Raw genomic sequence first — 23,242 nt, forward strand, 5'->3', positions numbered from 1 at the left:
TCCCTTGAGTCTGTTTCATCATCATCACGATCACGCCGACCACGATAGCCATGACAGTCACGGCCATGGCGGCCACGGTCATCACCACCATCATCATGGCGCGAGCGGCCCGGCAGCGTTCCCCTGGCGACGGGCAAGCCTGGCTGCGCTGCTGATCGCGTTTGCGATTGCAGCAGCGAGCCTGGTGCAGGTGCGTTCGGGCGAGGCGACTGTCGTCACGCGCTTCGGCAACCCGTCCCGGGTCCTGCTGGAGCCGGGCCTCAACTGGCGCTGGCCGGCACCGTTCGAGGCGACCATCCCGGTGGACCTGCGCCTGCGCACCACCTCCAGCGGTCTGCAGGACGTCGGTACCCGCGATGGCTTGCGCATTATCGTTCAGGCCTACGTGGCGTGGCAGGTGCAGGGCGACGCCGACAACGTGCAGCGCTTCATGCGCGCAGTACAGAACCAGCCCGACGAAGCGGCGCGGCAGATCCGCACTTTTGTCGGCTCTGCGCTGGAAACCACGGCGAGCAGTTTCGACCTCTCCAGCCTGGTGAATACCGACGCCAGCAAGGTGAATATCACCGCCTTCGAAAATCAGCTGCGCCAGCAGATCGATCAGCAACTGCTGGCGACTTACGGGGTGCGTGTCCTGCAGGTCGGCGTGGAACGACTGACTCTGCCGTCGGTGACGCTCAACGCTACCGTGGACCGCATGCGCGCCGAGCGCGAGACCATCGCCACCGAGCGCACCGCGGTGGGCAAGCGAGAGGCGGCGCAGATTCGTTCGGCCGCCGAGCGCGACGCACGAATTGTCGAAGCCGATGCCACGGTCAAGGCGGCCGATATTGAAGCACAGTCGCGGGTTGAAGCCGCGCAGATCTATGGCCGTGCCTATGCGGGCTCGCCGCAGCTCTACAACCTGCTGCGCTCGCTGGACACGCTGGGCACCATCGTAACGCCCGGCACGCGCCTGATACTGCGTACCGACGCCGCGCCGTTCCGCGTGCTGGTGGACGGCCCGCCGACGCTGGACGGCAAGAGCGGAACGCAGCCATGAGCCAGCCGGTCGACGAAGCCGTGGCGCAGCGCCCGCCGGTGAACAGCCCCTGGTTGCAGGCGAGTCGTCTGGCGTTTATTGGGCTGTATGGTGTGACACTGCTCGCCGCGCTGGCCTGGGCGACGTCCAACGTGCGCCAGATCGACCCACAGAACCGCGCGGTGGTCATGCACTTCGGCGCGATCGAACGGGTTCAGAACGCAGGATTGCTGGTCGCCTGGCCGCAGCCGTTCGAACAGGTGGTGCTGCTGCCTTCGGCTGATCGGGTGATCGAGCGGCGCGTGGAAACCCTGCTGCGTTCGCCTGCCGCGTTGAAGGCCGATGAAATCGCGACCCTGTCGGCACCCATGAGTGATGCACTGGCAGGCTCCGGTTTTCTGCTGACTGGCGATGCCGGTGTGGTGCAACTGGACGTCACGGTGTTTTACAAAGTGACTGACCCCACTGCCTTCGTGTTGCAAGGCGAGCATGTATTGCCCGCGCTGGACCGACTGGTCAATCGCAGTGCTGTGGCGCTGACGGCAGCGCGGGATCTGGACACCATTCTGGTTGCCCGTCCCGAGCTGATCGGTGCTGACAGCCAGGCTGCCGAGCGCCGTGAGCGGCTGCGTGGCGATCTGGTGCGCGGCATCAATCAGCGTCTGGCCGAGCTCAAGGCGACAGGCATGGGCATCGGTGTCGAGGTCGCTCGGGTGGATGTGCAGTCGAGCCTGCCGACCTCCGCAGTCAATGCGTTCAATGCCGTGCTGACGGCCAGTCAGCAGGCCGATCAGGCCGTGGCCAATGCACGCACTGATGCCGAAAAGCTGACCCAGACCGCCAATCAACAGGCCGACCGAACCCTGCAAGTGGCGCACGCACAGGCGTCCGAGCGTCTGGCCAAGGCGCAGGCGGCCACTGCAACGGTCGTCAGCCTGACCCAATCAGCCGAAACCCGCAGCGACCCCGGCCTGATGCAACGCCTCTACCGTGAACGTGTACCGGCCATTCTGCATCAGGCAGGTTCGGTGACCACGGTCGACCCCAAAGACGATTCCCGCCTGATCATTCAGGGAGCACCACAATGAGTGGCGAAGCCGTTCACACCCACGACGCCGACCAGCCGCAAGCGCCTGGCAGTCTGCTGAGCAGCGCAGAACAGCGCAGTGCCGCCCGGCAGCTAACCCTCGCGATGCTGGCCTTGGGCTTGCTGGGATTGGGACTGGTCTGGCGGTTTTTTGCCCCGGAGCAGGAAGGTGTCAGCCAGTTGCTCTTGGGCGCTGCATCATTGTTGGTGGCAATACCGGTGATCAGCGCCGGCTGGCACAGCTTGCGGCATCCGAGCCTGCACGGCATCACCGACCAGTTGATCGCGCTGGCGATGCTCGGTGCCTGGGCCACCGGTGACCTGATGACCGCCGCCTTGCTGCCGATCATCATGATCTTCGGCCATGTGCTGGAAGAGCGCAGTGTGATCGGCTCGCAAGAGGCCATCGAAGCGCTGGGACGCCTGACCCGCAGCCAGGCGCGTTTGCTGGGCGCCGACGGCAGCGTGCGCGAGGTCGACAATGCGACGCTGAAAGCCGGCGATCAAGTGGAGGTGCGGGCGGGCGACCGCGTTCCGGCGGACGGTCGGGTGCTGTCCGGGCAAGCCAGTCTGGATACGTCGTCGATCACCGGCGAATCGGTCCCGCTGGAAGCCATTGTCGGGGTCGAGGTGTTCGGTGGCGCCATCAACCTCGACGGCCTGCTGCGCATCGAAGTGACCCGCATCGGCGATCAGTCCACGCTGGGCAAGGTCATCGCGCTGATGCAGAGCGCGGAGCGTTCCAAGCCGCCTATCACCCGTCTGCTGGAGCGCTACGCAGGCAGTTACATGGTACTGGTCTTGCTGATCGCGGCGCTGACCTGGTTTATCACTCAGGATGCGCAGGCGATGCTGGCGGTGCTGGTTGCGGCCTGTCCCTGCGCGCTGGTGCTTTCGGCTCCCGCCACTGCCATTGCTGGTATTGCGGTTGCGGCACGGCACGGAATTCTGATCCGCAGTTCGGCGTTTCTTGAAGAACTGGCTGACCTCAACTCACTGGTTGTGGATAAAACCGGCACCCTGACCTATGGCCGACTGCGCTTGCAGTCGGTGCAGGCTGAAGGGCCGCAGCATCCGCAATTGCTGGAGCTGGCTGCGAGCCTCGGGTCTGCCAGCAGTCACCCGGTGAGTCGGGCCTTGGCCGGGCTGGTGGATAATGCCCGACTGCTGCCGCTGACCGACACCCGTGAGCGCCAGGGTCTGGGGGTGGTGGCCTCGACCGGGCAGGGTGATGCGGCACTGGGCCGCCCGGAGTTGTTCGCGCAGATGGGCATCATCACGCCTGCCGTCCCTGCACATGACGGCCCGCTGGCCGGGCTGTCGCTGGACGGTGTTTTTCTCGCCTGGCTGCTGCTGGCCGACAGCGTCAAACCCGAAGCCCAGGCGGCACTGTTCGAATTGCGTGGCCTGGGCCTGGGGCGACAATTGCTGTTGACCGGTGATCGGCAGAGCGTGGCCGACAACCTGGCGCACGATATCGGCATCGCTGACGTGCAGGCTCAGGCGCTGCCTGAGGACAAGCTCAACCGCGTCATGGGTGAGATTGCCAAAGGGTTCCGGCCGATGGTGGTGGGCGACGGGGTCAACGATTCGCTGGCCCTGAAGGCGGGCGTGGTCGGCGTGGCGATGGGCGCGGGTGGGGCGGATATCGCGCTGGCGTCCGCCGACATCGTGCTGATCGGCAGCGACCTGCGCCGCCTCGGCACCTGCGTGCGACTCAGCCGCCAGTGTCGTCAGACCTTGCAAGTCAACGTCATCATCGGGCTGGGCTGGACGCTGGCGATCGTGGCACTGGCCGCCTTTGGTCTGCTTGGTGCTGCGGGTGCGATGGTCGCAGCTATCCTGCACAATCTAAGCACCCTGTTGGTATTGGGCAACGCCGGACGTTTGCTGCGCTTTCAGGAGCCATTGCTCAAGCTCGACGACGCGGGTGTGCAGCATCAGGGCTCACGCCTGCGCTGATGATCAGTGCGTCAAACGGCTTGAGCTTTGACTAATTCTGTTACAGATTAAGCGCTGTGTTTCATTGTGTGATCCAAATTCAGGCTGACTCTCGGCTCGAATCAGAGGGCACAAGGCTGTTCCCCCGCAGTTGATTCATAGCAGTTTTGCCGTCGCCAATGCCTTTTCGGGCCCTTTTGCGGGGCCCTTGCTGGATTACTCTTTTTTGAGTTTCTGGATAAGGGGGTGATTTTGAAATGCTTACACAACTTCCAACGGCCCTGCAGAATCTCCATCTGCCGTTGCGGCTAAAGCTCTGGGACGGTCATCAGATGGACCTCGGGCCTTCGCCCAGCGTCACGATAGTCGTCAAGGATCCGCAACTGGTCTCCGACTTCAGCCACCCCAGTCTGGGCCTGCTTGGCAGCGCGTTCGTAGAGGGACGGCTGGAGCTGGAGGGTTCAATCAGCGAAGTGGTCCGGGTCTGCGATGAACTGACCCACGCGCTGGTGGACGATGACGACAGCGCTGGCAATCCGGTCCGGGTCGAGCATGACAAAGATACTGACGCGGCGTCGATTGCCTACCACTACGATGTTTCCAACGACTTCTACCAGCTCTGGCTCGACAGGGAGATGGTCTACTCCTGCGCGTATTTCAAGACCGGCGACGAATCGCTGGAGCAGGCGCAGCAGGATAAATTCCACCACCTTTGCCGCAAGCTGCGGCTCAAGCGCGGTGAGTACCTGTTGGACGTCGGCTGCGGCTGGGGCGGGCTGGCGCGTTTTGCTGCTCGCGAATACGGCGTGAAGGTCTTTGGCATCACCCTGAGCCAGCAACAATTGGCGCTGGCTCGCGAGCGGGTTCAAGCCGAAGGTCTGCAGGACAAGGTCGACCTGCAACTGCTCGATTACCGTGACCTGCCGCAGGATGCGCGCTTCGACAAGGTGGTCAGTGTCGGCATGTTCGAGCACGTCGGGCATGCCAACCTGCCGTTGTACGCGCAACGCCTGTTCGGTGCGGTGAAGGAGGGCGGCCTGGTGATGAATCACGGCATCACCGCCCGGCATACCGACGGTCGTCCTGTCGGGCGTGGTGCCGGCGAGTTCATCGATCGCTATGTTTTCCCCAATGGCGAGCTGCCGCACCTGGCCATGATCAGCGCCCAGATCAGCGACGCCGGGCTTGAAGTGGTCGACGTGGAAAGCCTGCGCCCGCACTACGCGAAAACCCTCGAGCACTGGAGCGCTCGACTGGAAGCCCGGCTCGACGAAGCCGCGCGCATCGTGCCCGAACAGACCCTGCGGATCTGGCGGCTGTACCTCGCAGGCTGTGCCTATGGATTCACCAAAGGCTGGATCAACCTGCACCAGATACTCGCCGTAAAACCCTTCGCCGACGGCAAGACCGGGCTACCGCTGACGCGTGAGGATATTTATGGGTGACGTCCCGTTTAGCCCTTCAAGGCAAGCAGCGTAGCGAGCACAGGTCTCACAGAATCGGTGAAATCAGCCGCGCCACACGCATACCCAGTTGATGCAGACGTCGCGTTTCGTGGCTTTCCTGCACGGAGATTTCACGTGCGAGGTTGAAGTCGGCGGTGAGCATGGATTCCACCTGGCTGGAGAAGTCGCTGTCGACCGTCAGCAGCATCAATTCGAAGTTGAGGCGGAACGAGCGGTTGTCGAGGTTGGCGCTGCCGATGGCGGTGATCTCGTTGTCGACCAGGACGACCTTCTGATGCAGGAAGCCCGGTTCGTAGCGGAATACCCGCACTCCGGCACGCACAGCATCAAAGGCGTACAGACTTGAAGCGGCATACACCACGTAGTGATCAGGGCGCGACGGCAGCAGCAGGCGCACGTCCACGCCGCGCAACACTGCCAGAGTCAGCGCAGCGGTGACGGCTTCGTCCGGGATGAAGTAGGGGCTGGTGATCCATACGCGCTCTTCGGCAGCGTGGATGGCTTCCACGAAGAACAGCGAGCAGGTTTCCTGCGCATCAGCCGGGCCACTGGTCAGCAGCTGGCAAAGCACACCGTCTTCGGGAAATTCATCAGGCAGGCTGAGCGGTGGCAGTTCGCGAGTGGCCCAGAACCAGTCCTCAGCGAACGACTCCTGCAAGCAGGCGACCACCGGGCCGATGACTTGCACGTGAGTATCGCGCCATGGGGCCAGCGGCGGCTTCAGGCCCATGTATTCATCACCCACGTTATGACCGCCTATATAGCCTTTCAGGCCATCGACGACGACGATCTTGCGGTGGTTGCGGAAGTTGATCTGAAAGCGATTGAGCCAGCCGCCGCGTGTGGCGAAGGCTTTTATCTGCACGCCACCGTCGCGTAGCTTATCGATATAGGCACCTGGCAGAGCGTGGCTGCCGATGCGGTCGTAAAGTACAAAGATCGCCACGCCTTCGGCGGCTTTTTCCAGCAGCAGCGATTGCAGTTCGCGCCCGAGTTTGTCGTCATGAATGATGAAGAACTGAATCAGGATGGTCTTTTTCGCTTCACGGATGGCCTGAAAAATGGCTCCGAAGGTTTCCTCGCCATTGATCAGCAACTTGACCTTGTTGTTGGCCAGCGCCGGCATGTTGCCCAGCTTGGGCATTGCACGCAGCGCCGCATACGCATCTGATCGACGCGCAGCCACAGCTTCTTCCATCCATGGGCGCCAGTTGAGGTCGCCGATCGCGATCCGCATTTCCTGGTTGGCCTGGCGGCGCGCCTTGATGTACGCGTCGAATGAGCTTCGGCCGAACACCAGGTAAGGCAGCAAGGTGAAATAGGGAATGAACAGCAGCGGCATCGCCCAGGCAATCGCGCCTTGAGAGGTGCGCACGGTCAGCAACGCATGGATGGCGGCGCCTGTACCAAGTAAATGAATGAAACCCAGGACGTAACCGAAAAAGTACGGGTCGTGATAATCCATGTGGAACAATGCTCCTCGCCTTTGCTGCCTAACAGACCACAGCTGAACAGGAATGTCGCTATTTAATTCCGGGTGCAACTGGGCGACATGTCTGCCGTCTAAGGTTTATCTTTTGGCTGGATTATTCCAGTCTCGTTTTCATCCGCAATGCCCGATCAGGAATCTTGAAATGAACAAACGCATGTTGGCTTGGATGTTTTGTCTGGCGGCTCCTTTGGCTCAGGCGCAGATGCTGCAACCGGGGTTGTGGGAGCTGACGTCCAGCAATATGAAAGTGGACGGACAACAGCTACCGGACATGCAGTTGATGCTGGGGCAGTTGCAAAACCTGCCGCCCGAGCAGCGCGCGATGATGGAACAGATGATGAAGAAGCAGGGCGTCACCCTGGGCGGCAAAGGTGTGAGGGCTTGCCTGACTCAGGCGCAAGTACAGTCGGACGACATTCCGCTGACTGACCCGGCATCCGGATGCACGCAAAAAATTACTGCGCGTAACGGCAAGACCTGGAATTTCCAGTTCAGCTGCCCGAAAGCCAAGGGCACCGGGCAGGCGCAGTTCCTGAGTGATCGTGAGTTCACCACCAATGTTGTGGGTACATTCAACGCTACCGGTCAGCAACAGAACGGCAGCATGGACACCCGTGCAGTGTGGCTGGGGCCACAATGTGGCAACGTCGCCCCGCGTACCTGATCAAATTCATGGAGTTATGTTCCACGTGGAACACGCTGCCTAGAGGTGATGATTTTTTGTCGCCTCTGGCAGCGTTTCAGATGACTTAATCTTCATGAAGGGCCTCATCTTTTGCTCGTAACTGCATGTTATATTGTTACTAATGATGTGGATGAACCCTTCGTGAGCCGGGATGCTCAATTTGCTCTTTGAGACGTTCCATGCACCGACGCCAAGTGTTGCTCAACATGCTGCTGGCCAGCGCGGCCCTGACGTTGCCGTTGGGTGCCTTCGCCACGCAGATCCGTAACGCCCGCCTTTGGCGTACCAACGACAAGCTGCGACTGGTCCTCGACCTGAGCGGCCCGGTGCAATACAAGACCTTCACCCTGACAGCCCCCGACCGCCTGATCATCGACGTCAGCGGTTCACGGCTGACCGGCGACTTCAGCCAGTTGGCGCTGGACCGTACCGTCATAAAATCGATTCGTTCCGGGCACTACGGCCAGGGTGACGACACACGCATCGTGCTGGACCTCACCGCACCGGTACGGCTCAACAGTTTCCTGCTCGGCCCGGAAGGCGGGCAGGGGCATCGGCTGGTGCTGGATATGAGTTCCACGGCCCATGCGCCTGTGCAGATGGCTGAGCTGCCGCCGCCGGTGCCTGTGCCGATCCCGACCAGCAAGGCGCACACCGGGCGCGACATCATGGTGGTGGTCGATGCCGGCCATGGCGGCAAGGATCCTGGTGCCGTGGGTTCGAGGGGTGAGCGCGAAAAAGATGTGGTGCTCTCCATCGCTCAATTGCTGGCCCGACGCTTGAAGCGCGAGAAAGGCTTCGACGTACGTCTGGTGCGCAACGATGACTTTTTCGTACCGCTGCGCAAGCGTGTCGAGTTCGCGCACAAGTCCAACGCCGACATGTTCATTTCCGTGCACGCCGATGCTGCGCCTCGTCTGACGGCATCGGGTGCGTCGGTGTTCGCTCTTTCCGAAGGAGGTGCAACGTCGGCAACGGCGCGCTTCATGGCTCAGCGGGAAAACGGCGCGGACCTGCTGGGTGCCACGTCGCTGCTCAATCTGAAGGACAAGGACCCGATGCTTGCCGGGGTGATTCTCGACATGTCGATGAACGCCACCATTGCGGCCAGTCTGCAACTGGGTCACACCGTGCTGGGCAGTCTGGAAGGCATCACCACGCTGCATCAGAAGCGTGTTGAACAGGCCGGGTTCGCCGTTCTCAAATCACCGGACGTGCCGTCGATTCTGGTCGAAACCGGTTTCATCTCCAACAGCCGCGATAGTCAGCGTCTGGTCACTGCGCGTCATCAACAGGCCGTTGCCGATGGCCTTTTCGATGGCCTGCAGCGCTATTTCCAGCGTAACCCGCCAGTGGATTCGCACATGGCCTGGCTGCAGGCGCAGAAGCAGGAACAGCCGGTCTGACTGGCTTAGCGGCAGCCGTTCAAGCGGCTGCAGGTGATCTTGCTGCGCGTACCGCTTGAGCTGGATACCCGAGTGATTGTCGTCCAGCCTACGCGCTGCACAGTGCCTACCCAAGCCTCGCCATCAGACGCCAGCCCGGTAAAAAACGTCAACTGACCATAGCGACTGTTGGTCTGCGCCCAGCGGCGCTTGTCGAGTACCTCGTAACCCTTCAACCAGGTCGTTGATCCGGCGGTGGCCACGCTGTAGCTATTGCCGTGCGCATCGTTGCACGCCAGCAGCGTCGCACTGCGCGTGCAGGTGGCGAGATCGGCGGAGGGTCTTGGTGGTGCAGCTATCAAATGCGTGCTGATCAGCATCGCCATCAAACCTGTCGAAACCCGTCTCATGAAGATCCCTTCAGCAAGGCCATAGCTATTTACGGCTGTTATACTATAACATCCTGTTGTGATTAGAGTTGGCTGCCAGAGGGATTCGTCGCAGCCGACATGAACAAGGTTCAAACCTTGCAGCTGCCTGGAGAATCCTGATGGCAAATCTTCTACCCGTTACCGTACTGTCCGGTTTTCTCGGCGCCGGAAAAAGCACTTTACTCAATTATGTGCTGCGCAACCGCGAAAACCTGCGGGTTGCGGTGATCGTCAATGACATGAGCGAGATCAACATCGACGGCAGCGAAGTTCAGCGTGATGTCAGCCTGAACCGTGCCGAAGAAAAACTGATCGAGATGAGCAACGGCTGCATTTGCTGCACCCTGCGCGAGGATCTGCTCGAAGAGGTCAGCCGTCTGGCTCAGGACGGTCGTTTTGATTACTTATTGATCGAATCCACAGGAATCTCCGAGCCGTTGCCCGTGGCCGAAACCTTCACCTTCCGCGACGAGGCCGGCAAAAGCCTGATGGACCTGGCGCGCCTGGACACCATGGTCACCGTAGTCGACGGCGTGAACTTCCTGCTCGATTACGAGGCGGCAGACGGCTTGTCCACACGCGGTGAAACCATGGGTGAAGACGATGATCGCTCGATTACCGACCTGCTGATCGAGCAGATCGAGTTTGCCGACGTCATCCTGCTCAGCAAGATCGACCTGATCAGCTCCAATGAGCGTGAAGAGCTGATGGCGATCCTCAAGCGCCTCAACCCGGACGCCGAGATTGTGCCGATGGTGATGGGCCAGGTGCCGTTGGCGACGATTCTCAACACCGGGCGTTTTGACTTCCAGCGCGCTTCCCAGGCACCGGGCTGGCTCAAGGAAATGCGCGGCGAACACCTGCCGGAAACCGAAGAGTACGGCATTGCATCAACCGCCTATCGTGCTCGCCGACCGTTCCATCCGGAGCGCTTTTTCGATTTCATCAATCGTCCCTGGAGCAACGGCAAGCTGTTGCGCTCCAAAGGCTTCTTCTGGCTGGCCAGCAAATACAAGGATGCGGGCAGCTGGTCGCAGGCAGGCGGCTTGATGCGTCATGGTTTTGCCGGGCGCTGGTGGCGTTTCGTGAACCGCGACAGCTGGCCTGAGGACAAGGAAAGCGTCAGTTCCATTCTGGAGAACTGGTCGACTGAAACCGGCGACTGTCGGCAGGAGCTGGTGTTCATCGGCCAGAACATTGATTTTGCGCAGTTGACTGCCGAGCTGGACAACTGCCTGCTTACTGATGCGGAGATGGAGGCGGGCGCCGACCGCTGGCGTGCGCTGGCCGATCCGTTTGGCGATTGGCATGAAGAGGTGGCTGCCTGATGCTGGCTTATCGTTTTAAACCTGAAACCGCAATCCGACAGGCACAGGGCGATACGCCCGACGTGTTGGGCGATATTCTGCAGGATGGCGTCAACCTGGCGCTCTGGAAGCGTCAACTGCCTGCGCACATAGAAGACTTCGGTGCCTTGCTGCTGTCGATGGGTGAGCCTTTAGCCGAATCCATGACCCTGGAGGTGCAGGGCGGCGAGGTCGAGCCTGACCTGAGCGCGCTGGCAACGGGGTATTCCGACCTGCTGGGCTATCAGGGATTCATTGCCGACGTTTCCTGGCTGGTCGGCGCCTATGCCTGTCTGTTGGGTGCCGAATGCGTTGGCCTGCGCTTGCGGGTGCTCGACAAGGCCATGTGCCCGCGCTTCCATGTCGACCACGTGCCGGTGCGTCTTATCACCACTTACGGCGGGGTTGGCAGTCAATGGCTGCATGAAGGGGTGATGGACCGCAAACAACTGGGGCATCTGGACGCCGAGCCGACAGATGCTGCCCATATCCAGCAGATCAACAGTGGTGAAGTAGCGCTGCTCAAGGGCGAGCGCTGGCACGGCAATGAAGGTTTCGGCCTGATCCATCGCTCGCCGCAACTGCTGCGCAATGAGCGCAGGTTGATTCTGACGCTGGACTGGCTGGCGTGATGCTCAGTCAGGCGTTATCCACTGCCCCTTGCTCTGGCCTTCGCAAAAGGGTTTGAGGTACAGCGCGTCACCGGCGACGCCGTAATAGTGGATGTGCTCGCGATACGGCATATTGGCAACCTGCGCATTGCGGCAAACGCCGAATGCGCCTGCCGGGCATTGTTGCGAATAGGTGGTCTCGGTCTTCTGCCCGGCCAGTTGCGGCTGGCAGAAGCTGTCGTGAAACAGGTTTGCTGGAATGTTGATATTTTCCTGGCAGACCTTCACGTCGAGCCTTTCGGCCTGGCTGTGGACCAGACACGCTTCGGCCCACGCCGAGCCGCAAGACGCTGTCAGCAGCATCAACGCCAGGCGGGCAGACAGCCGCATTACTTGCATCGGTATCCTTCCTTGCTCTTCAATGAACAACGCATTCGCCAAAAGTGATCTCATGCTGCAAAACATACCGACGCATGTCATCGGTGGCCCGTTGGGCGCCGGCAAGACCAGCCTGATCAAGCGTCTGCTGGCGCAGAAACCTGCCCATGAGCGCTGGGCCATATTGATCAATGAGTTCGGGCAGATCGGCCTGGACGCCGCGCTGCTGACCACGGATGCCGATGGTATCGCACTTGGCGAAGTGGCTGGCGGCTGCCTGTGTTGCGTCAATGGCGTGCCGTTCCAGATCGGTCTGGGGCGTTTGTTGCGCAAGGCGCGGCCGGACCGTCTGTTGATCGAGCCTTCGGGGCTGGGCCATCCCGCGCAACTGATGACGCAATTGCGCGAAGCGCCGTGGCGCGGCGTTCTGGATGTTCAGCCCGGCGTGGTGGTGCTGGACGCGCAGGCAATGCTCGCCGGACAACCGTTGCCGAGTACTCAGCAGGAAGCCCTGGCGCATGCCGGGCTGGTGGTCATGAACAAGTCCGAGCAACTGGATGATGTCGCTCGCCAGGCATTGGCCGAACAGTTGCTGCCGCATGCCTTGATCTGGACCCGACACGGCGAGCTGCCCCTGAGCCGTGTGCCGGGGTTCGCCAGTGGCACCGCTGTGGATAAACAGACTGTGGATAAGCTGATGCTGCCCAACGGGGTCGGCCACTTGCCCGCGCTATGGACCGACCCGAAGGTGCCGATCTGTCTGAGTCAGGTGAGTGCTGAAGGCTGGAGCATCGGCTGGCGCTGGCATCCCTCGCAGCGCTTCGACCTGCAGCGCATCCTGCACTGGCTGGAAAGCCTTGATTGGCGGCGGGCGAAGATGGTTATCCACAGCGAGGGCGGCTGGTATTCCGGCAACGTGGTAAATGGGGCTCCGCTGGCCTGGCAAGTCAGCGAATGGCGTCAGGACTCTCGCCTGGAGTTGATCTTTTCCACAGCGCAGGATGTGGATAAGTTGCAGTCGCAGATGGCGGAGTGTCTGGCGTGACAGGTGATAGCTGAGGGCAGCACGCAGAGCGTCCGGGACGGCATGCCAACCCGGAGCCTTGGCACGCTAGTCAGCCGGATTTACGCATGAACATGAGCGCTGAATCGCGGCAACAAGAGTCGTGCGCGGTTACTGCTTCCATTTCTGATGCGATTGACGCCATTCGCTCATCTGAATAACTTCAGCGCTGGGCGGTGGTGTTTTGATTTCAAACGGGTAGGGTGCCAGTTCGATTTGCGCAGTGTGCGCGCCGAACATGGTGATCGTGCCAGGGTGACGTTGCTCGCCGGTCACCGTGAACTCGAAGCCATACACGCGGGCCAGGCGCTTGCGGCCCTGAGCGTCGCGGGCGAAGGTCAGGCGGCGCAGGGCAACCGCGTCATCCAGCAATTGCAGCTCAAGGCGTTCGCAGTGCTGCTTGACGCGTGCCAGCGCCTTTTCGCGCAGACCATGGGCGTGCCACCACCAGGCCGCGGCGCTCGCGAACAGCATCAGCACGAAGATGTTTCCCAGGGTCAGCATGACGGAGTGCTCCAGCGTAGGAGTCGCCAGCTTAACTGTCCTGAGTGATTTACAGCCATACTGCGCGACTTATATTTCTCATTATTGCATTTGCATCGTGTTCAGGATTCCGCCCCCCATGAAACGTACGCCTCATTTGCTCGCTATCCAGTCCCATGTGGTATTCGGCCACGCAGGCAACAGCGCAGCGGTGTTCCCGATGCAGCGTATCGGGGTCAACGTCTGGCCGCTCAACACGGTCCAGTTCTCCAACCACACGCAATACAAGCAGTGGACCGGCGAAGTGCTGGCTCCGCAGCAGATTCCTGCGCTGATCGACGGGATTGCCGCCATCGGCGAGCTGGGCAACTGCGACGCGGTGCTGTCGGGGTATCTGGGCAGTGCGGCGCAGGGCAGGGCGATCCTCACGGGCGTGGCACGCATCAAGGCGGCCAATCCGAAAGCGCTGTACCTGTGCGACCCGGTGATGGGCCATCCTGAAAAAGGCTGCATCGTTGCGCCCGAAGTCAGTGATTTCCTGCTGCAGGAAGCGGCGGCCATGGCGGACTTCATGTGCCCCAATCAACTGGAGCTGGACAGTTTCTCGGGGCGTAAGCCCGAATCACTGCACGACTGCCTGGCGATGGCGCGTGCCTTGCTGGCGCGTGGTCCCAAGGCGATTGTGGTGAAACACCTCGATTACCCCGGCAAGGCCGCCGATGGTTTTGAAATGCTGCTGGTCACTGCCGAGGCCAGCTGGCACCTGCGCCGCCCGTTACTGGCATTTCCGCGTCAGCCGGTCGGCGTGGGTGATCTGACCTCCGGGTTGTTTCTGTCGCGTGTGCTGCTCGGCGACGATCTGGTTGCTGCGTTCGAGTTCGCTGCGGCCGCCGTTCACGAAGTGCTGCTGGAAACCCAGGCCTGTGGCAGCTATGAGCTGGAACTGGTGCGCGCTCAGGATCGCATCGCGCACCCACGGGTAAAGTTCGAAGCCGTGCGTTTATAATAGATCTGCTATCAAAGGCTCGGGCATCGATGCCCGAGCCGGGTAATTACAACGCTTCTTCCTTGATGTCCTGATAACGCTTTTCCAGTTCCTGACGAATCTGGCGGCGTTGCTGCGCCTGGATGAAACGCCGCTTGGCATCGGCCGATTCGGGCTCCAGGGGCGGGACGCTGGCGGGCTTGCGATTGTCGTCCACGGCAACCATGGTGAAGAAGCAGCTGTTGGAGTGACGTACCGAGCGTTCGCGGATATTTTCGGTGACAACCTTGATGCCCACCTCCATGGAGGTGTTGCCGGTGTAATTGACCGAGGCGAGAAAGGTCACCAGTTCACCGACGTGCACCGGCTCACGGAAAATCACCTGGTCTACCGACAGCGTCACCACGTAGCGTCCGGCGTAGCGGCTGGCACATGCGTAGGCCACTTCGTCCAGGTACTTGAGCAATGTGCCGCCGTGTACGTTGCCAGAGAAGTTGGCCATGTCCGGGGTCATCAATACAGTCATCGACAGCTGGGCGTTTCCGGGTTCCATAGCGTACTCACACGGTCAAGGTGTTCAAGGGGCGCCTATGCTGGCGCTCAAGGGGCTTGCGACAGTTATCGGGACGCTGGCCAGCAGGCGGCCGTCACGCGTCATAACTATCTGTTTCCATATATTGCACCGCCTTTATGTCGAAGGGGGCGGTGTTAACCTGCAAAAACCTGTGGATCGGGTTTTTTCCTACGTCTTTATCGGATTTTAGTGACGAAAAGGATAGCTGTCGCCCTGAAGGGCACGGCGATATCGGCTTGTAACGCCATCATCACAAGGAGCTTCGCCATCATGCATGCCATCAATTTCATTCAGGATCTGGCAGTGATCATGCTGGTGGCCGGTGTGGTGACCATTCTGTTCCATCGCCTCCGGCAGCCGGTCGTGTTGGGCTATATCGTTGCCGGGTTCATCATCGGTCCGCACACCCCGCCATTCAGTCTGATCCACGACGAAGACACCATCAAAATTCTGGCCGAGCTCGGGGTGATCTTCCTGATGTTCTGCCTCGGGCTGGAGTTCAGCCTGCGCAAGCTGTTCAAGGTCGGTGCCACGGCGTTCATCGCGGCCTTTCTGGAAATTGCCCTGATGATCTGGATCGGTTACGAGATCGGGCAGTTCTTTGGCTGGAAAACCATGGACTCGCTGTTTCTCGGCGCGATTCTGGCGATCTCTTCCACCACCATCATCGTCAAGGCGCTCAACGACCTGAAGATGAAGAACCAGCGCTTTGCCCAGTTGATTTTCGGCGTGTTGATCGTGGAAGACATTCTCGGCATCGGCATCATTGCGCTGCTGTCCGGGATCGCCGTCAGCGGCTCGGTCAGTTCCGGGGAAGTGTTCTCCACCGTCGGCAAGCTGTCGCTGTTCATGATCGTGGCGCTGGTGGTCGGCATCCTTGTGGTGCCTCGACTGCTGTCCTACGTCGCCAGATTCGAAAGCAACGAGATGCTGCTGATCACCGTCCTGGGCCTGTGTTTCGGCTTCTGTCTGCTGGTGGTCAAGCTGGAATACAGCATGGTACTGGGCGCCTTCCTGATCGGCGCGATCATGGCCGAGTCGCGTGAGTTGCTGAAGATCGAGCGTCTGATCGAACCGGTTCGCGACATGTTCAGCGCCATCTTTTTCGTGGCCATCGGTTTGATGATCGATCCGGGCATCCTGCTGCAATATGCCTGGCCGATCGCCGTCATTACCGTTGCCGTGGTGCTGGGCAAGATGCTGTCCTGCGGCCTGGGCGCCTTTATCGCAGGCAACGATGGCCGTACCTCGCTGCGCGTGGGCATGGGACTGTCACAGATTGGCGAGTTTTCCTTCATCATCGCAGCGTTGGGCATGACCCTGCAGGTCACCAGCGACTTCCTGTACCCGGTGGCAGTCGCCGTATCCGCCATCACCACCCTGCTGACACCGTACCTGATTCGCGGCGCAGACCCGTTGTCGCTCAAGCTGGCGGCGATCATGCCCCGGCGCGTTGCACGGGTGTTCGGCATGTACGGCGAGTGGCTGCGCAGCATTCAGCCGCAAGGCCAGAGTGCAGTGCTGGCCGGGATGATCAGGCGGATTCTCTTGCAGGTCGGCGTCAACCTGGCACTGGTGATGGCGATCTTTTTCAGCGGTGGCTATTTTGCCGAGCGTCTTGGCGGCTACATGAGCGAATGGGTGGGCGATGTCAGCCATCAGAAAGCCTGGATCTGCGGCGCGGCGCTGCTGCTGTCACTGCCGTTTCTGATTGCTGCGTACCGCAAGCTCAAGGCACTGTCGATGCTGCTGGCCGAGATGGGCGTGAAGCCCGAGATGGCGGGCCGTCATACCGTGCGCGTGCGCAAGGTCGTGGCCGAGGTGATTCCGCTGTTATCGCTGATGGTTATTTTCGTGATGCTGGCGGCGCTGTCGGCAAGCATTCTGCCGGCCAACGAACTGCTGCTGGTGGTTGCTCTGGTTGCTGCGCTGGTCGCTGCATTGCTGTGGCGCTGGCTGATCCGTGTGCATACCCGGATGCAGATTGCGTTACTGGAAACACTGGGTAACCATCAAGAGAACTCCGGGCACTGAGGCCCGGAGATTCTTGAATACTGCGCAGCAGAGGTGTCTCAGCTTTCCAGCCAGACATCCCGAGCCCAGTGCCAGACCGATTCCCAGCTGTCTTCGGTGACCAGTTCTTCCTCGGCGGACCACAGCAATACAGTGCCGTCTTCCTCGACGCAGTAGTAGTCGTCACCGTCCTGACAGATCGGGATCAGCTCGCGTGGCACGCCCAGATCCCAGGCCGTAGCGGCCACGTCAGGCAGGTAAGTGTGCGACTGCGGGTCGGTCACAGTGACGGGTTCAAGGCTGCCATACACTACATCGCTGACTGTCAGGAGAAATTCCTTGAAGACAAACGGAATGTTGATGAACAGCTGTTCCTCGATCTCTACCAGTTGGTCTTCGTCAGGCAGCTCAAGCGGAACCGGAACCGGTTCATTTGCTTCACGCAGTTGTTCAATGACTTCTTCCACGACACAGATCCTCTCACTTGATGGCGCGGGTTATACAGTAGCGTAAAGCCTTTCTCAAAATAACTATCCGAACGGATAAACAAAAAACCCCGGATATGTCCGGGGTTCTGAACGCGAGAACGGGTTCTGGTTCAACCGTTCTGGCGAATTCCTGCCACCAGCCAGGGCTGGTTATCGCCTTGCGGGCGTTCCATGTTCCAGCTTTCGCTGAACACTTCGCCCTGGTCGAAACGCGACGTCTTGGACACGCCCGAGAACGTCAGCGTGGCGATGGTCTTGTCGGCACGATCATCCACACCGTCCAGCTGGACCTGAAGGTTTTCGATGTAGGTCGACTGGAAGCCGTCGCCCAGGTCCGCACGTTCCTTTTTCAGGAACTGCAGCATTTGCGGGGTGACGAACTCGGCGATCTTGTCCATCTCGTTGGCGTCCCAGTGCTGCTGCAGCGACTGGAAGTGGCCGCGAGCAGCGTCCAGGAAGCGCTGTTCATTGAACCAGGCAGGTGCGTTGATCACTGGCGCAGTGGAGGCCGGGGAAGAACTGCCGAAGATCGGGTTCTGCGCAGGCTGGCTGGTTTCGCGCTGGTACGGTGGTGCACCGGCAGCGGCCATTTTCGGCTGTTGCTGCTGCCGACGACGCGCAATGAAGCGGAAGATCAGAAAGGCAATGAGGCCCATGATCAGGATGTCGAACAGTTGCAGGCCGTTGAAGCCGTCACCCATGAACATCGACGCGAGCAGGCCACCAGCAGCGATACCGGCCAATGGGCCCAGCCAGCGCGAAGCACCGCTTGGCGCAGCGGCAGGACGACCCGCAGCGTTAGGCGCCGCCGCAGGTGTGGAAGGCGCGGCCTGACGAGTCTGATGCGTAGGCGCCGAGCCCATGCTCTTGCCGCCACCGAAGCGCGCGGCGTTCACATCCAGGCTCATGGTGAGCCCGATGCACAGCGCCATCGCGATGCTTAGAAAACGTTGCATAAGGGTATTCCCGTTTTGTGATTGCACGCGCGCCATGTTGCACAGCGGATGGCGACATGACCAGCGCGTTAGTGTTTCGGACTTTTACATAAACAGCGTAGGACTTTTCTACGCGCTTCGTAAGATGTGTACGAGGATTATCGTTCCTCACGCTAGCGTGGGAACGATAGTCAGGGACGTATGGGCGATGATCGACCGGCCTACAACGGCACCAGCTTCGCGTAGCCCATCATCAGCCACTTGCTGCCCTCGGGGAAGTTGACCTGCACCCGGGCCTGGGCGCCAGCGCCTTCGAAGTTGAGGATCACACCTTCGCCGAATACCGCATGCTGGACGCGCTGGCCCATGGTGAACTCGGTTTCCGGAATGCCGGTGCCGTTGAACAGGCTGCTGCTGTTGAATTTCGGCGTGCCGCCGAACGGACGGTTGACGCTGTTGGACAGCCGGACTTCCTGAATCAGCGCCGGCGGGATTTCGCGTACGAAACGCGAGACCTTGTTGTAGGTTTCGCTGCCGTACAGACGACGCGTTTCGGCGTAGGTCATCACCAACTGTTTCATGGCCCGGGTGATGCCGACATAGGCCAGGCGCCGTTCCTCTTCAAGACGGCCCGGTTCTTCCAGACTCATCTTGTGCGGGAACAGCCCTTCCTCCATGCCCACCAGGAACACGTGCGGGAATTCCAGGCCCTTGGCGCTGTGCAGGGTCATCAGCTGAATGCTGTCTTCATGCTCCTGCGCCTGGGTGTCGCCCGCTTCCAGCGAGGCATGCCCCAAAAACGCGGCCAGTGGCGTCAGGTCTTCTTCGCTTTCGTGATTCTCGAAAGCACGGGCAGCGCTGACCAGTTCCTCAAGGTTTTCTACCCGCGCCTGACCTTTCTCGCCTTTTTCCTGCTCGTGATAGGTAATCAGCCCGGACTGTTCGATCACCGTCTGGGTCATCAGGTGCAGCGGCATTTCCATGACCTTGGCCGCGAGGTTCTCGATCAGCTCGATGAAACCGCCCAAGGCAGTGGCGGCGCGTCCGGTCAGGCCCTTGTTGGCAACCAGCAGGCGCATGGCTTCCCACATGGAGACGTCGGCATGACGCGCATGCTCGCGAATCGCTTCGACGGTTTTTTCACCGATGCCGCGCGCCGGAACGTTGATCACCCGCTCCAGTGCCGCATCGTTGCCACGGCCTTCCAGCAAGCGCATGTAGGCCATCGCGTTCTTGATTTCGGCACGTTCGAAGAAGCGCTGTCCGCCGTAAATGCGGTACGGAATGCGCTCACGCAGCAGGGCTTCTTCAAGCACCCGCGACTGGGCGTTGGAGCGGTACAGAATGGCAATGTCGTTGCGCGAAATACCAATTTTCAGCGCGCTCTCGATGGTCTCGACCACGTAACGCGCTTCATCGTGCTCGTTGAACGCGGCGTACAGATTGATCAGCTCGCCATCGCCGACGTCGGTCCACAATTCCTTGCCCAGGCGACCACTGTTATTGATGATCAAACCGTTGGCGGCCTTGAGGATGCTCGCCGTGGAGCGGTAGTTCTGCTCCAGGCGGATGACTTCGGTGTCCGGGAAGTCCGAGGAATACTGGTGGATGTTCTCGATCTTCGCGCCGCGCCAGCCGTAAATGGACTGATCGTCGTCGCCGACCACCATCAGGCTGTCGCCCCCCTGGGCGAGCAGGCGCAGCCAGGCGTACTGCACGGCGTTGGTGTCCTGGAACTCGTCCACCAGAACGTGACGGAAACGGCGCTGATAATGCGCCAGCAAGCCCGGGTTATCGCGCCACAGGTCGAGTGCGCGCAGCAGCAGCTCGGAGAAGTCGATGACGCCGGCCCGCTGGCAGGCGATCTCGTAGGCTTCGTAGACGCTTTTCATGGTGGTCAGGAACAGGTCGCCGCTGGCCTGAATATGTTTCGGGCGCAGGCCTTCGTCTTTCTGACCATTGATGAACCACTGGGCCTGACGTGCAGGCCAGCGTTGTTCGTCCAGACCCAGCTCGCGCATCACGCGCTTTACCAGACGCTGCTGGTCATCGCTGTCGAGAATCTGGAAGGTCTGTACCAGCCCGGCTTCCTGCCAGTGCGCACGTAGCAGTCGATGGGCCAGACCGTGGAAGGTGCCCACCCACATGCCAGCAGGGCTGATGCCCATTAGCTGCTCGATACGGTGACGCATTTCGGCGGCAGCCTTGTTGGTGAACGTCACCGACAGGACCGAATGCGGGGAGGCTTGCTCGACCTGCATCAGCCATGCGATGCGATGCACCAGCACACGGGTTTTGCCGGAGCCAGCACCAGCCAGGACCAACTGACGACCCAGAGAGGCGGCTACGGCCTGACGTTGGGCATCGTTGAGGGAATTCAGAAGAAGAGAGAGATCATCGCGCATCAGCGCATTCTAGGGTGCCGCGCGATGACGGGCAAACCATGCTTTGCGTCAGCCAATAAAAATAGCGGGGGCGCTGACGACCGGTCGTCGCCTGTTGTCGGGCGCGAATGCGTTGCGTCTACCTTATATGGGTGAACAGGCAGGGTCTGACTGGCGAATGGGCCTAATGTAGGATTATTCCCACAATTGCCGCTGATAAAGCCAGCACAGCCAGCCCGTGACTGCTTCGTTTAACTGGGCGGCTGGCGGGTCATGTAGTATAACTACAAGAAAGCTACAACCATCCCATCTCTCTTTTTGCCGAGTCTGCCCCTTGAATCTGCTGCAACACATCGCCCAGTCACGTAATTTGCTGCGCAAATCGGAGCTCAAGGTAGCCGACCATGTGCTGCTCGACCCTGCGGCCGTGATGCACAGTTCCATGGCAGATCTGGCGCACAGTGTCGGTATCAGTGAGCCGACCATCGTGCGTTTCTGCCGCGCCATCGGCTGCTCCGGGTTTCAGGACCTCAAGCTCAAGCTGGCGCAGAGCCTCGCGGCGGGCGCAAGTTTTGGACAGTTCGCGATTCACGAAGACGATTCGGTTGCCGACTACAGCCTGAAGATTTTCGACACCACGCTGCACACGCTCATGGAAGTGCGCGAAAACCTCGACCCCCATGCGTTGCAACTGGCAGTCACGGCCATGGCCGGGGCCAATCGGGTCGAGTTCTATGGGTTTGGCGCGTCCGGCGCAGTGGCCGCTGATGCGCAGCACAAGTTCTTTCGTCTACTGCTGACCGCTGCGGCGTATTCCGATCCGCACATGCAGGCGATGTCAGCTGTCACGCTCAAGCCGACGGATGTCGCGGTGTGCATTTCGCAGTCAGGCCGTTCGAAGGATTTGCTGATCACCGCCAATCTGGTCCGCGAGAGCGGCGCGACGCTGATCACGCTGTGCCCCAGCCAGACGCCACTTGCCGAGCTGTCTTCGGTCAACCTGGCCATCGACGTGCACGAAGACACCGAAATCTACACGCCGCTGACCTCGCGCATCGCACATTTGGTGGTGATCGATGTGCTGGCAATGGGCGTCGCCATGGCGCGCGGCCCCGGTCTGGTCAACCACCTCAAGAGCGTCAAACGCAGCCTGCGCGGCTTGCGCCTGTCACCAAAATCGATCAAGACCCACGAAGACTGAGCCGATCCCGTTACATCAAATTTCATCGATCTGTCACCTGCGTGCCGCCTGACTGTCACCGTCACGCTCCATTCTGGTGCTCCCACAAAACGTATTGGGAGACAGGATATGGCTCGGCATTACGATGATTTACCTACCAGCACCGTGAAAACCCGCCGTCAGCAGGAAGATCAGCGTCGCATGGAGTTTCGTCGGGCAATTGAAAGCTACAGCGAGGCACGGCAGCTCAATCAGGAGTTGTGTGACTACATGGATGGCATGGATAACGCCGTCTGGCAGACGATCAAGTTGCCCGCGGTCGACCGTCGAAACGCTCGACAAGCTGGCTGATCTGCGCACGTTCGGTGCGGATGAACGCAAGAAACGCATGTGCCACAGGTGAAAGGCGTTTGTCCCCGGCCTGAGCCACGCACCAGCTTCGATACAGTGGCAACTCCGCCACGGGCAGCTCGACCAGGGCGCCTGTGGCGAGTTCCTGGCAGACCGCGTGTCGGGTCAGCATCGCCAGGCCCAGCCCGGCTACCACGCATTCACGTTGTGCTTCGCTGGAAGAGACTTCCAGCGTCTGCGTGAAATGCACGCGCTTATCTTTGAAGAACTCCTCGCAGGCCCGACGCGTGCCCGATCCTGGTTCCCGGGTCAGCAATGGCCATGGCTCCAGATCTTTCAGGTTCAGCGTCGCGCGGCTGCTCAGCGGATGGTCAGGCGGCGCTACGGCGACAATCGGGTTATTCAGGAACGGCAAGAACTCCAGACCCATGTCCAGCGGCACTGCCGACATCACCACAAGATCATCGCGGTTATCCGCCAGGCGCCTGATGACTTGCGCGCGATTGACCACCATCAGGCTCAGGCTGACTTCCGGGTGCTGGCGCTTGAAGGCGGCGAACAGGTGAGGGATGAAGTACTTGCAGCTCGACTCGACGGCCAGCTTCAGCTGGCCTTGCAGCGAGCCCTGCATGTCGGAGAGCTGCATGTCCAGGCTTTCCAGGCGCCCGAAAATATCCCGGCTGGCCTGTTGCAGCGCTTGCGCCGCTTCGGTCAGGTAGAGCTTTTTGCTGACGTATTCGAACAGCGGCTGGCCGATCAGCTCTTCGAGCTGCCGAATCTGCAGGCTGACAGCGGGTTGTGTCAGCGACATCTCTTCAGCCGCGCGGCTGTATGAGCGCAGATCGCACACTTCATTGAAAATGCGCAGCTGACGCAATGTCATACGCATCAATGACTTACGCATTTATAAAGGCTCCGCGATACGACTGAAGCGCCAACTATA

22 protein-coding genes are annotated in these 23,242 nt (G+C 60.5%); 13 read left to right on the top strand and 9 right to left on the bottom strand.

The genetic code is table 11. From position 1 onward, the window contains the following. The first annotated feature begins 4 nt into the window (after positions 1–4). From JOE34_RS06500 to cfaB, 4 genes are all read left to right on the top strand, one after another. The gene (locus tag JOE34_RS06500) at positions 5–1,042 is read left to right on the top strand and encodes a protease modulator HflC (protein ID WP_011269416.1); all 1,038 of its coding nucleotides are present in this window, start codon (positions 5–7) and stop codon (positions 1,040–1,042) included. After that, positions 1,039–2,109 (top strand): protease modulator HflK, encoded by a 1,071-nt coding sequence (locus tag JOE34_RS06505; RefSeq protein WP_016569356.1) that lies wholly within the window; start codon positions 1,039–1,041, stop codon positions 2,107–2,109. The genes JOE34_RS06500 and JOE34_RS06505 overlap by 4 nt, the downstream gene beginning before the upstream one ends. Continuing rightward, entirely contained in the window at positions 2,106–4,070 is a 1,965-nt protein-coding gene (locus tag JOE34_RS06510) for a heavy metal translocating P-type ATPase (RefSeq protein WP_024693265.1), read from the top strand. The genes JOE34_RS06505 and JOE34_RS06510 overlap by 4 nt, the downstream gene beginning before the upstream one ends. A 236-nt stretch (positions 4,071–4,306) precedes the next feature. Next, positions 4,307–5,494, top strand: a complete 1,188-nt coding sequence (gene cfaB, locus JOE34_RS06515; protein WP_096133870.1) for a C17 cyclopropane fatty acid synthase CfaB — start codon at positions 4,307–4,309, stop codon at positions 5,492–5,494. A 46-nt stretch (positions 5,495–5,540) separates the two neighbouring features. Here the strand turns inward: cfaB and cls are convergent, their stop codons facing one another. After that, positions 5,541–6,980 carry a cardiolipin synthase gene (gene cls / locus JOE34_RS06520; protein WP_004403283.1) on the bottom strand — a complete coding sequence of 480 codons (1,440 nt, stop codon included), beginning with the start codon at positions 6,978–6,980 and terminating at the stop codon, positions 5,541–5,543. Positions 6,981–7,149: 169 nt separating this feature from the next. Here cls and JOE34_RS06525 point away from each other — a divergent pair, with 169 nt between their 5' ends. Together JOE34_RS06525 and JOE34_RS06530 are read left to right on the top strand one after the other, a co-directional pair. Beyond that, on the top strand, positions 7,150–7,671 hold the full coding sequence (locus JOE34_RS06525) for a DUF3617 domain-containing protein (protein WP_003316040.1): 522 nt from the start codon (positions 7,150–7,152) through the stop codon (positions 7,669–7,671). 200 nt (positions 7,672–7,871) lie between these two features. Beyond that, entirely contained in the window at positions 7,872–9,098 is a 1,227-nt protein-coding gene (locus JOE34_RS06530) for an N-acetylmuramoyl-L-alanine amidase (RefSeq protein ID WP_209995329.1), read from the top strand. Between the two features lie 5 nt (positions 9,099–9,103). On the opposite strand, the gene JOE34_RS06535 is transcribed toward JOE34_RS06530, so the two are convergent. Next, complete coding sequence (locus JOE34_RS06535; RefSeq protein WP_057444958.1) at positions 9,104–9,487, bottom strand: hypothetical protein; 384 nt, start codon at positions 9,485–9,487, stop codon at positions 9,104–9,106. Positions 9,488–9,627: 140 nt separating this feature from the next. On the opposite strand from JOE34_RS06535, the gene zigA reads away from it, so the two are divergent. Together zigA and JOE34_RS06545 are read left to right on the top strand one after the other, a co-directional pair. Then, positions 9,628–10,836, top strand: a complete 1,209-nt coding sequence (zigA, locus tag JOE34_RS06540) for a zinc metallochaperone GTPase ZigA (RefSeq protein WP_046266565.1) — start codon at positions 9,628–9,630, stop codon at positions 10,834–10,836. Then, positions 10,836–11,486: a DUF1826 domain-containing protein gene (locus JOE34_RS06545; protein ID WP_010422770.1), complete on the top strand. Its 651-nt coding sequence runs from the start codon at positions 10,836–10,838 to the stop codon at positions 11,484–11,486. Before zigA ends, JOE34_RS06545 begins: the two co-directional genes overlap by 1 nt. Positions 11,487–11,489: 3 nt before the next feature. On the opposite strand, the gene JOE34_RS06550 is transcribed toward JOE34_RS06545, so the two are convergent. Next, complete coding sequence (locus JOE34_RS06550; protein WP_010422769.1) at positions 11,490–11,864, bottom strand: hypothetical protein; 375 nt, start codon at positions 11,862–11,864, stop codon at positions 11,490–11,492. Positions 11,865–11,916: 52 nt separating this feature from the next. Here JOE34_RS06550 and JOE34_RS06555 point away from each other — a divergent pair, with 52 nt between their 5' ends. Further along, on the top strand, positions 11,917–12,888 hold the full coding sequence (locus JOE34_RS06555) for a CobW family GTP-binding protein (protein ID WP_209995332.1): 972 nt from the start codon (positions 11,917–11,919) through the stop codon (positions 12,886–12,888). Positions 12,889–13,017: 129 nt separating this feature from the next. Here the strand turns inward: JOE34_RS06555 and JOE34_RS06560 are convergent, their stop codons facing one another. Next, positions 13,018–13,410, bottom strand: a complete 393-nt coding sequence (locus tag JOE34_RS06560; RefSeq protein ID WP_003316050.1) for a DUF3301 domain-containing protein — start codon at positions 13,408–13,410, stop codon at positions 13,018–13,020. Between the two features lie 118 nt (positions 13,411–13,528). On the opposite strand from JOE34_RS06560, the gene pdxY reads away from it, so the two are divergent. After that, positions 13,529–14,395, top strand: a complete 867-nt coding sequence (gene pdxY / locus JOE34_RS06565) for a pyridoxal kinase PdxY (RefSeq protein WP_003340274.1) — start codon at positions 13,529–13,531, stop codon at positions 14,393–14,395. Between the two features lie 46 nt (positions 14,396–14,441). On the opposite strand, the gene JOE34_RS06570 is transcribed toward pdxY, so the two are convergent. Next, entirely contained in the window at positions 14,442–14,927 is a 486-nt protein-coding gene (locus JOE34_RS06570) for an acyl-CoA thioesterase (protein ID WP_003316052.1), read from the bottom strand. Positions 14,928–15,218: 291 nt separating this feature from the next. On the opposite strand from JOE34_RS06570, the gene JOE34_RS06575 reads away from it, so the two are divergent. Continuing rightward, positions 15,219–16,982, top strand: a complete 1,764-nt coding sequence (locus tag JOE34_RS06575; RefSeq protein ID WP_003421442.1) for a cation:proton antiporter — start codon at positions 15,219–15,221, stop codon at positions 16,980–16,982. 38 nt (positions 16,983–17,020) lie between these two features. Here JOE34_RS06575 and JOE34_RS06580 read toward each other — a convergent pair whose 3' ends face one another. The 3 genes from JOE34_RS06580 to uvrD form a co-directional block, all read right to left on the bottom strand. Then, positions 17,021–17,428: an SMI1/KNR4 family protein gene (locus JOE34_RS06580; protein ID WP_003316056.1), complete on the bottom strand. Its 408-nt coding sequence runs from the start codon at positions 17,426–17,428 to the stop codon at positions 17,021–17,023. Positions 17,429–17,559: 131 nt separating this feature from the next. Then, entirely contained in the window at positions 17,560–18,405 is an 846-nt protein-coding gene (locus JOE34_RS06585; RefSeq protein ID WP_003421439.1) for a Tim44 domain-containing protein, read from the bottom strand. 200 nt (positions 18,406–18,605) lie between these two features. Further along, entirely contained in the window at positions 18,606–20,789 is a 2,184-nt protein-coding gene (gene uvrD, locus JOE34_RS06590) for a DNA helicase II (protein WP_010422749.1), read from the bottom strand. 313 nt (positions 20,790–21,102) lie between these two features. Between uvrD and hexR the strand changes: the two genes are divergently transcribed. Both hexR and JOE34_RS06600 read left to right on the top strand, forming a co-directional pair. Further along, a complete protein-coding gene (gene hexR, locus JOE34_RS06595) occupies positions 21,103–21,969 on the top strand; it encodes a transcriptional regulator HexR (protein ID WP_003316059.1) in 867 nt (288 codons plus the stop codon). Between the two features lie 144 nt (positions 21,970–22,113). Continuing rightward, a complete protein-coding gene (locus JOE34_RS06600; RefSeq protein ID WP_003316061.1) occupies positions 22,114–22,299 on the top strand; it encodes a hypothetical protein in 186 nt (61 codons plus the stop codon). Here the strand turns inward: JOE34_RS06600 and JOE34_RS06605 are convergent. After that, complete coding sequence (locus tag JOE34_RS06605) at positions 22,253–23,203, bottom strand: LysR family transcriptional regulator (RefSeq protein ID WP_003421437.1); 951 nt, start codon at positions 23,201–23,203, stop codon at positions 22,253–22,255. The genes JOE34_RS06600 and JOE34_RS06605 overlap by 47 nt on opposite strands. Positions 23,204–23,242 lie beyond the last annotated feature (39 nt).

Source organism: Pseudomonas sp. PvP028, from assembly GCF_017832255.1.
GTDB lineage: Bacteria > Pseudomonadota > Gammaproteobacteria > Pseudomonadales > Pseudomonadaceae > Aquipseudomonas > Aquipseudomonas syringae.

Excerpts from the sequence above, each read along its gene's own strand:
- cfaB (WP_096133870.1), top strand. The coding sequence starts at position 4,307 with ATGCTTACACAACTTCCAACGGCCCTGCAGAATCTCCATCTGCCGTTG.
- JOE34_RS06545 (WP_010422770.1), top strand. The coding sequence starts at position 10,836 with ATGCTGGCTTATCGTTTTAAACCTGAAACCGCAATCCGACAGGCACAG.
- JOE34_RS06585 (WP_003421439.1), bottom strand. The coding sequence starts at position 18,405 with ATGCAACGTTTTCTAAGCATCGCGATGGCGCTGTGCATCGGGCTCACC.
- JOE34_RS06560 (WP_003316050.1), bottom strand. The coding sequence starts at position 13,410 with ATGCTGACCCTGGGAAACATCTTCGTGCTGATGCTGTTCGCGAGCGCC.
- JOE34_RS06510 (WP_024693265.1), top strand. The coding sequence starts at position 2,106 with ATGAGTGGCGAAGCCGTTCACACCCACGACGCCGACCAGCCGCAAGCG.
- JOE34_RS06570 (WP_003316052.1), bottom strand. The coding sequence starts at position 14,927 with ATGGAACCCGGAAACGCCCAGCTGTCGATGACTGTATTGATGACCCCG.
- JOE34_RS06525 (WP_003316040.1), top strand. The coding sequence starts at position 7,150 with ATGAACAAACGCATGTTGGCTTGGATGTTTTGTCTGGCGGCTCCTTTG.
- JOE34_RS06535 (WP_057444958.1), bottom strand. The coding sequence starts at position 9,487 with ATGAGACGGGTTTCGACAGGTTTGATGGCGATGCTGATCAGCACGCAT.
- uvrD (WP_010422749.1), bottom strand. The coding sequence starts at position 20,789 with ATGCGCGATGATCTCTCTCTTCTTCTGAATTCCCTCAACGATGCCCAA.
- JOE34_RS06575 (WP_003421442.1), top strand. The coding sequence starts at position 15,219 with ATGCATGCCATCAATTTCATTCAGGATCTGGCAGTGATCATGCTGGTG.
- zigA (WP_046266565.1), top strand. The coding sequence starts at position 9,628 with ATGGCAAATCTTCTACCCGTTACCGTACTGTCCGGTTTTCTCGGCGCC.
- JOE34_RS06605 (WP_003421437.1), bottom strand. The coding sequence starts at position 23,203 with ATGCGTAAGTCATTGATGCGTATGACATTGCGTCAGCTGCGCATTTTC.
- JOE34_RS06550 (WP_010422769.1), bottom strand. The coding sequence starts at position 11,864 with ATGCAAGTAATGCGGCTGTCTGCCCGCCTGGCGTTGATGCTGCTGACA.
- pdxY (WP_003340274.1), top strand. The coding sequence starts at position 13,529 with ATGAAACGTACGCCTCATTTGCTCGCTATCCAGTCCCATGTGGTATTC.
- JOE34_RS06555 (WP_209995332.1), top strand. The coding sequence starts at position 11,917 with ATGCTGCAAAACATACCGACGCATGTCATCGGTGGCCCGTTGGGCGCC.
- JOE34_RS06530 (WP_209995329.1), top strand. The coding sequence starts at position 7,872 with ATGCACCGACGCCAAGTGTTGCTCAACATGCTGCTGGCCAGCGCGGCC.
- JOE34_RS06505 (WP_016569356.1), top strand. The coding sequence starts at position 1,039 with ATGAGCCAGCCGGTCGACGAAGCCGTGGCGCAGCGCCCGCCGGTGAAC.
- cls (WP_004403283.1), bottom strand. The coding sequence starts at position 6,980 with ATGGATTATCACGACCCGTACTTTTTCGGTTACGTCCTGGGTTTCATT.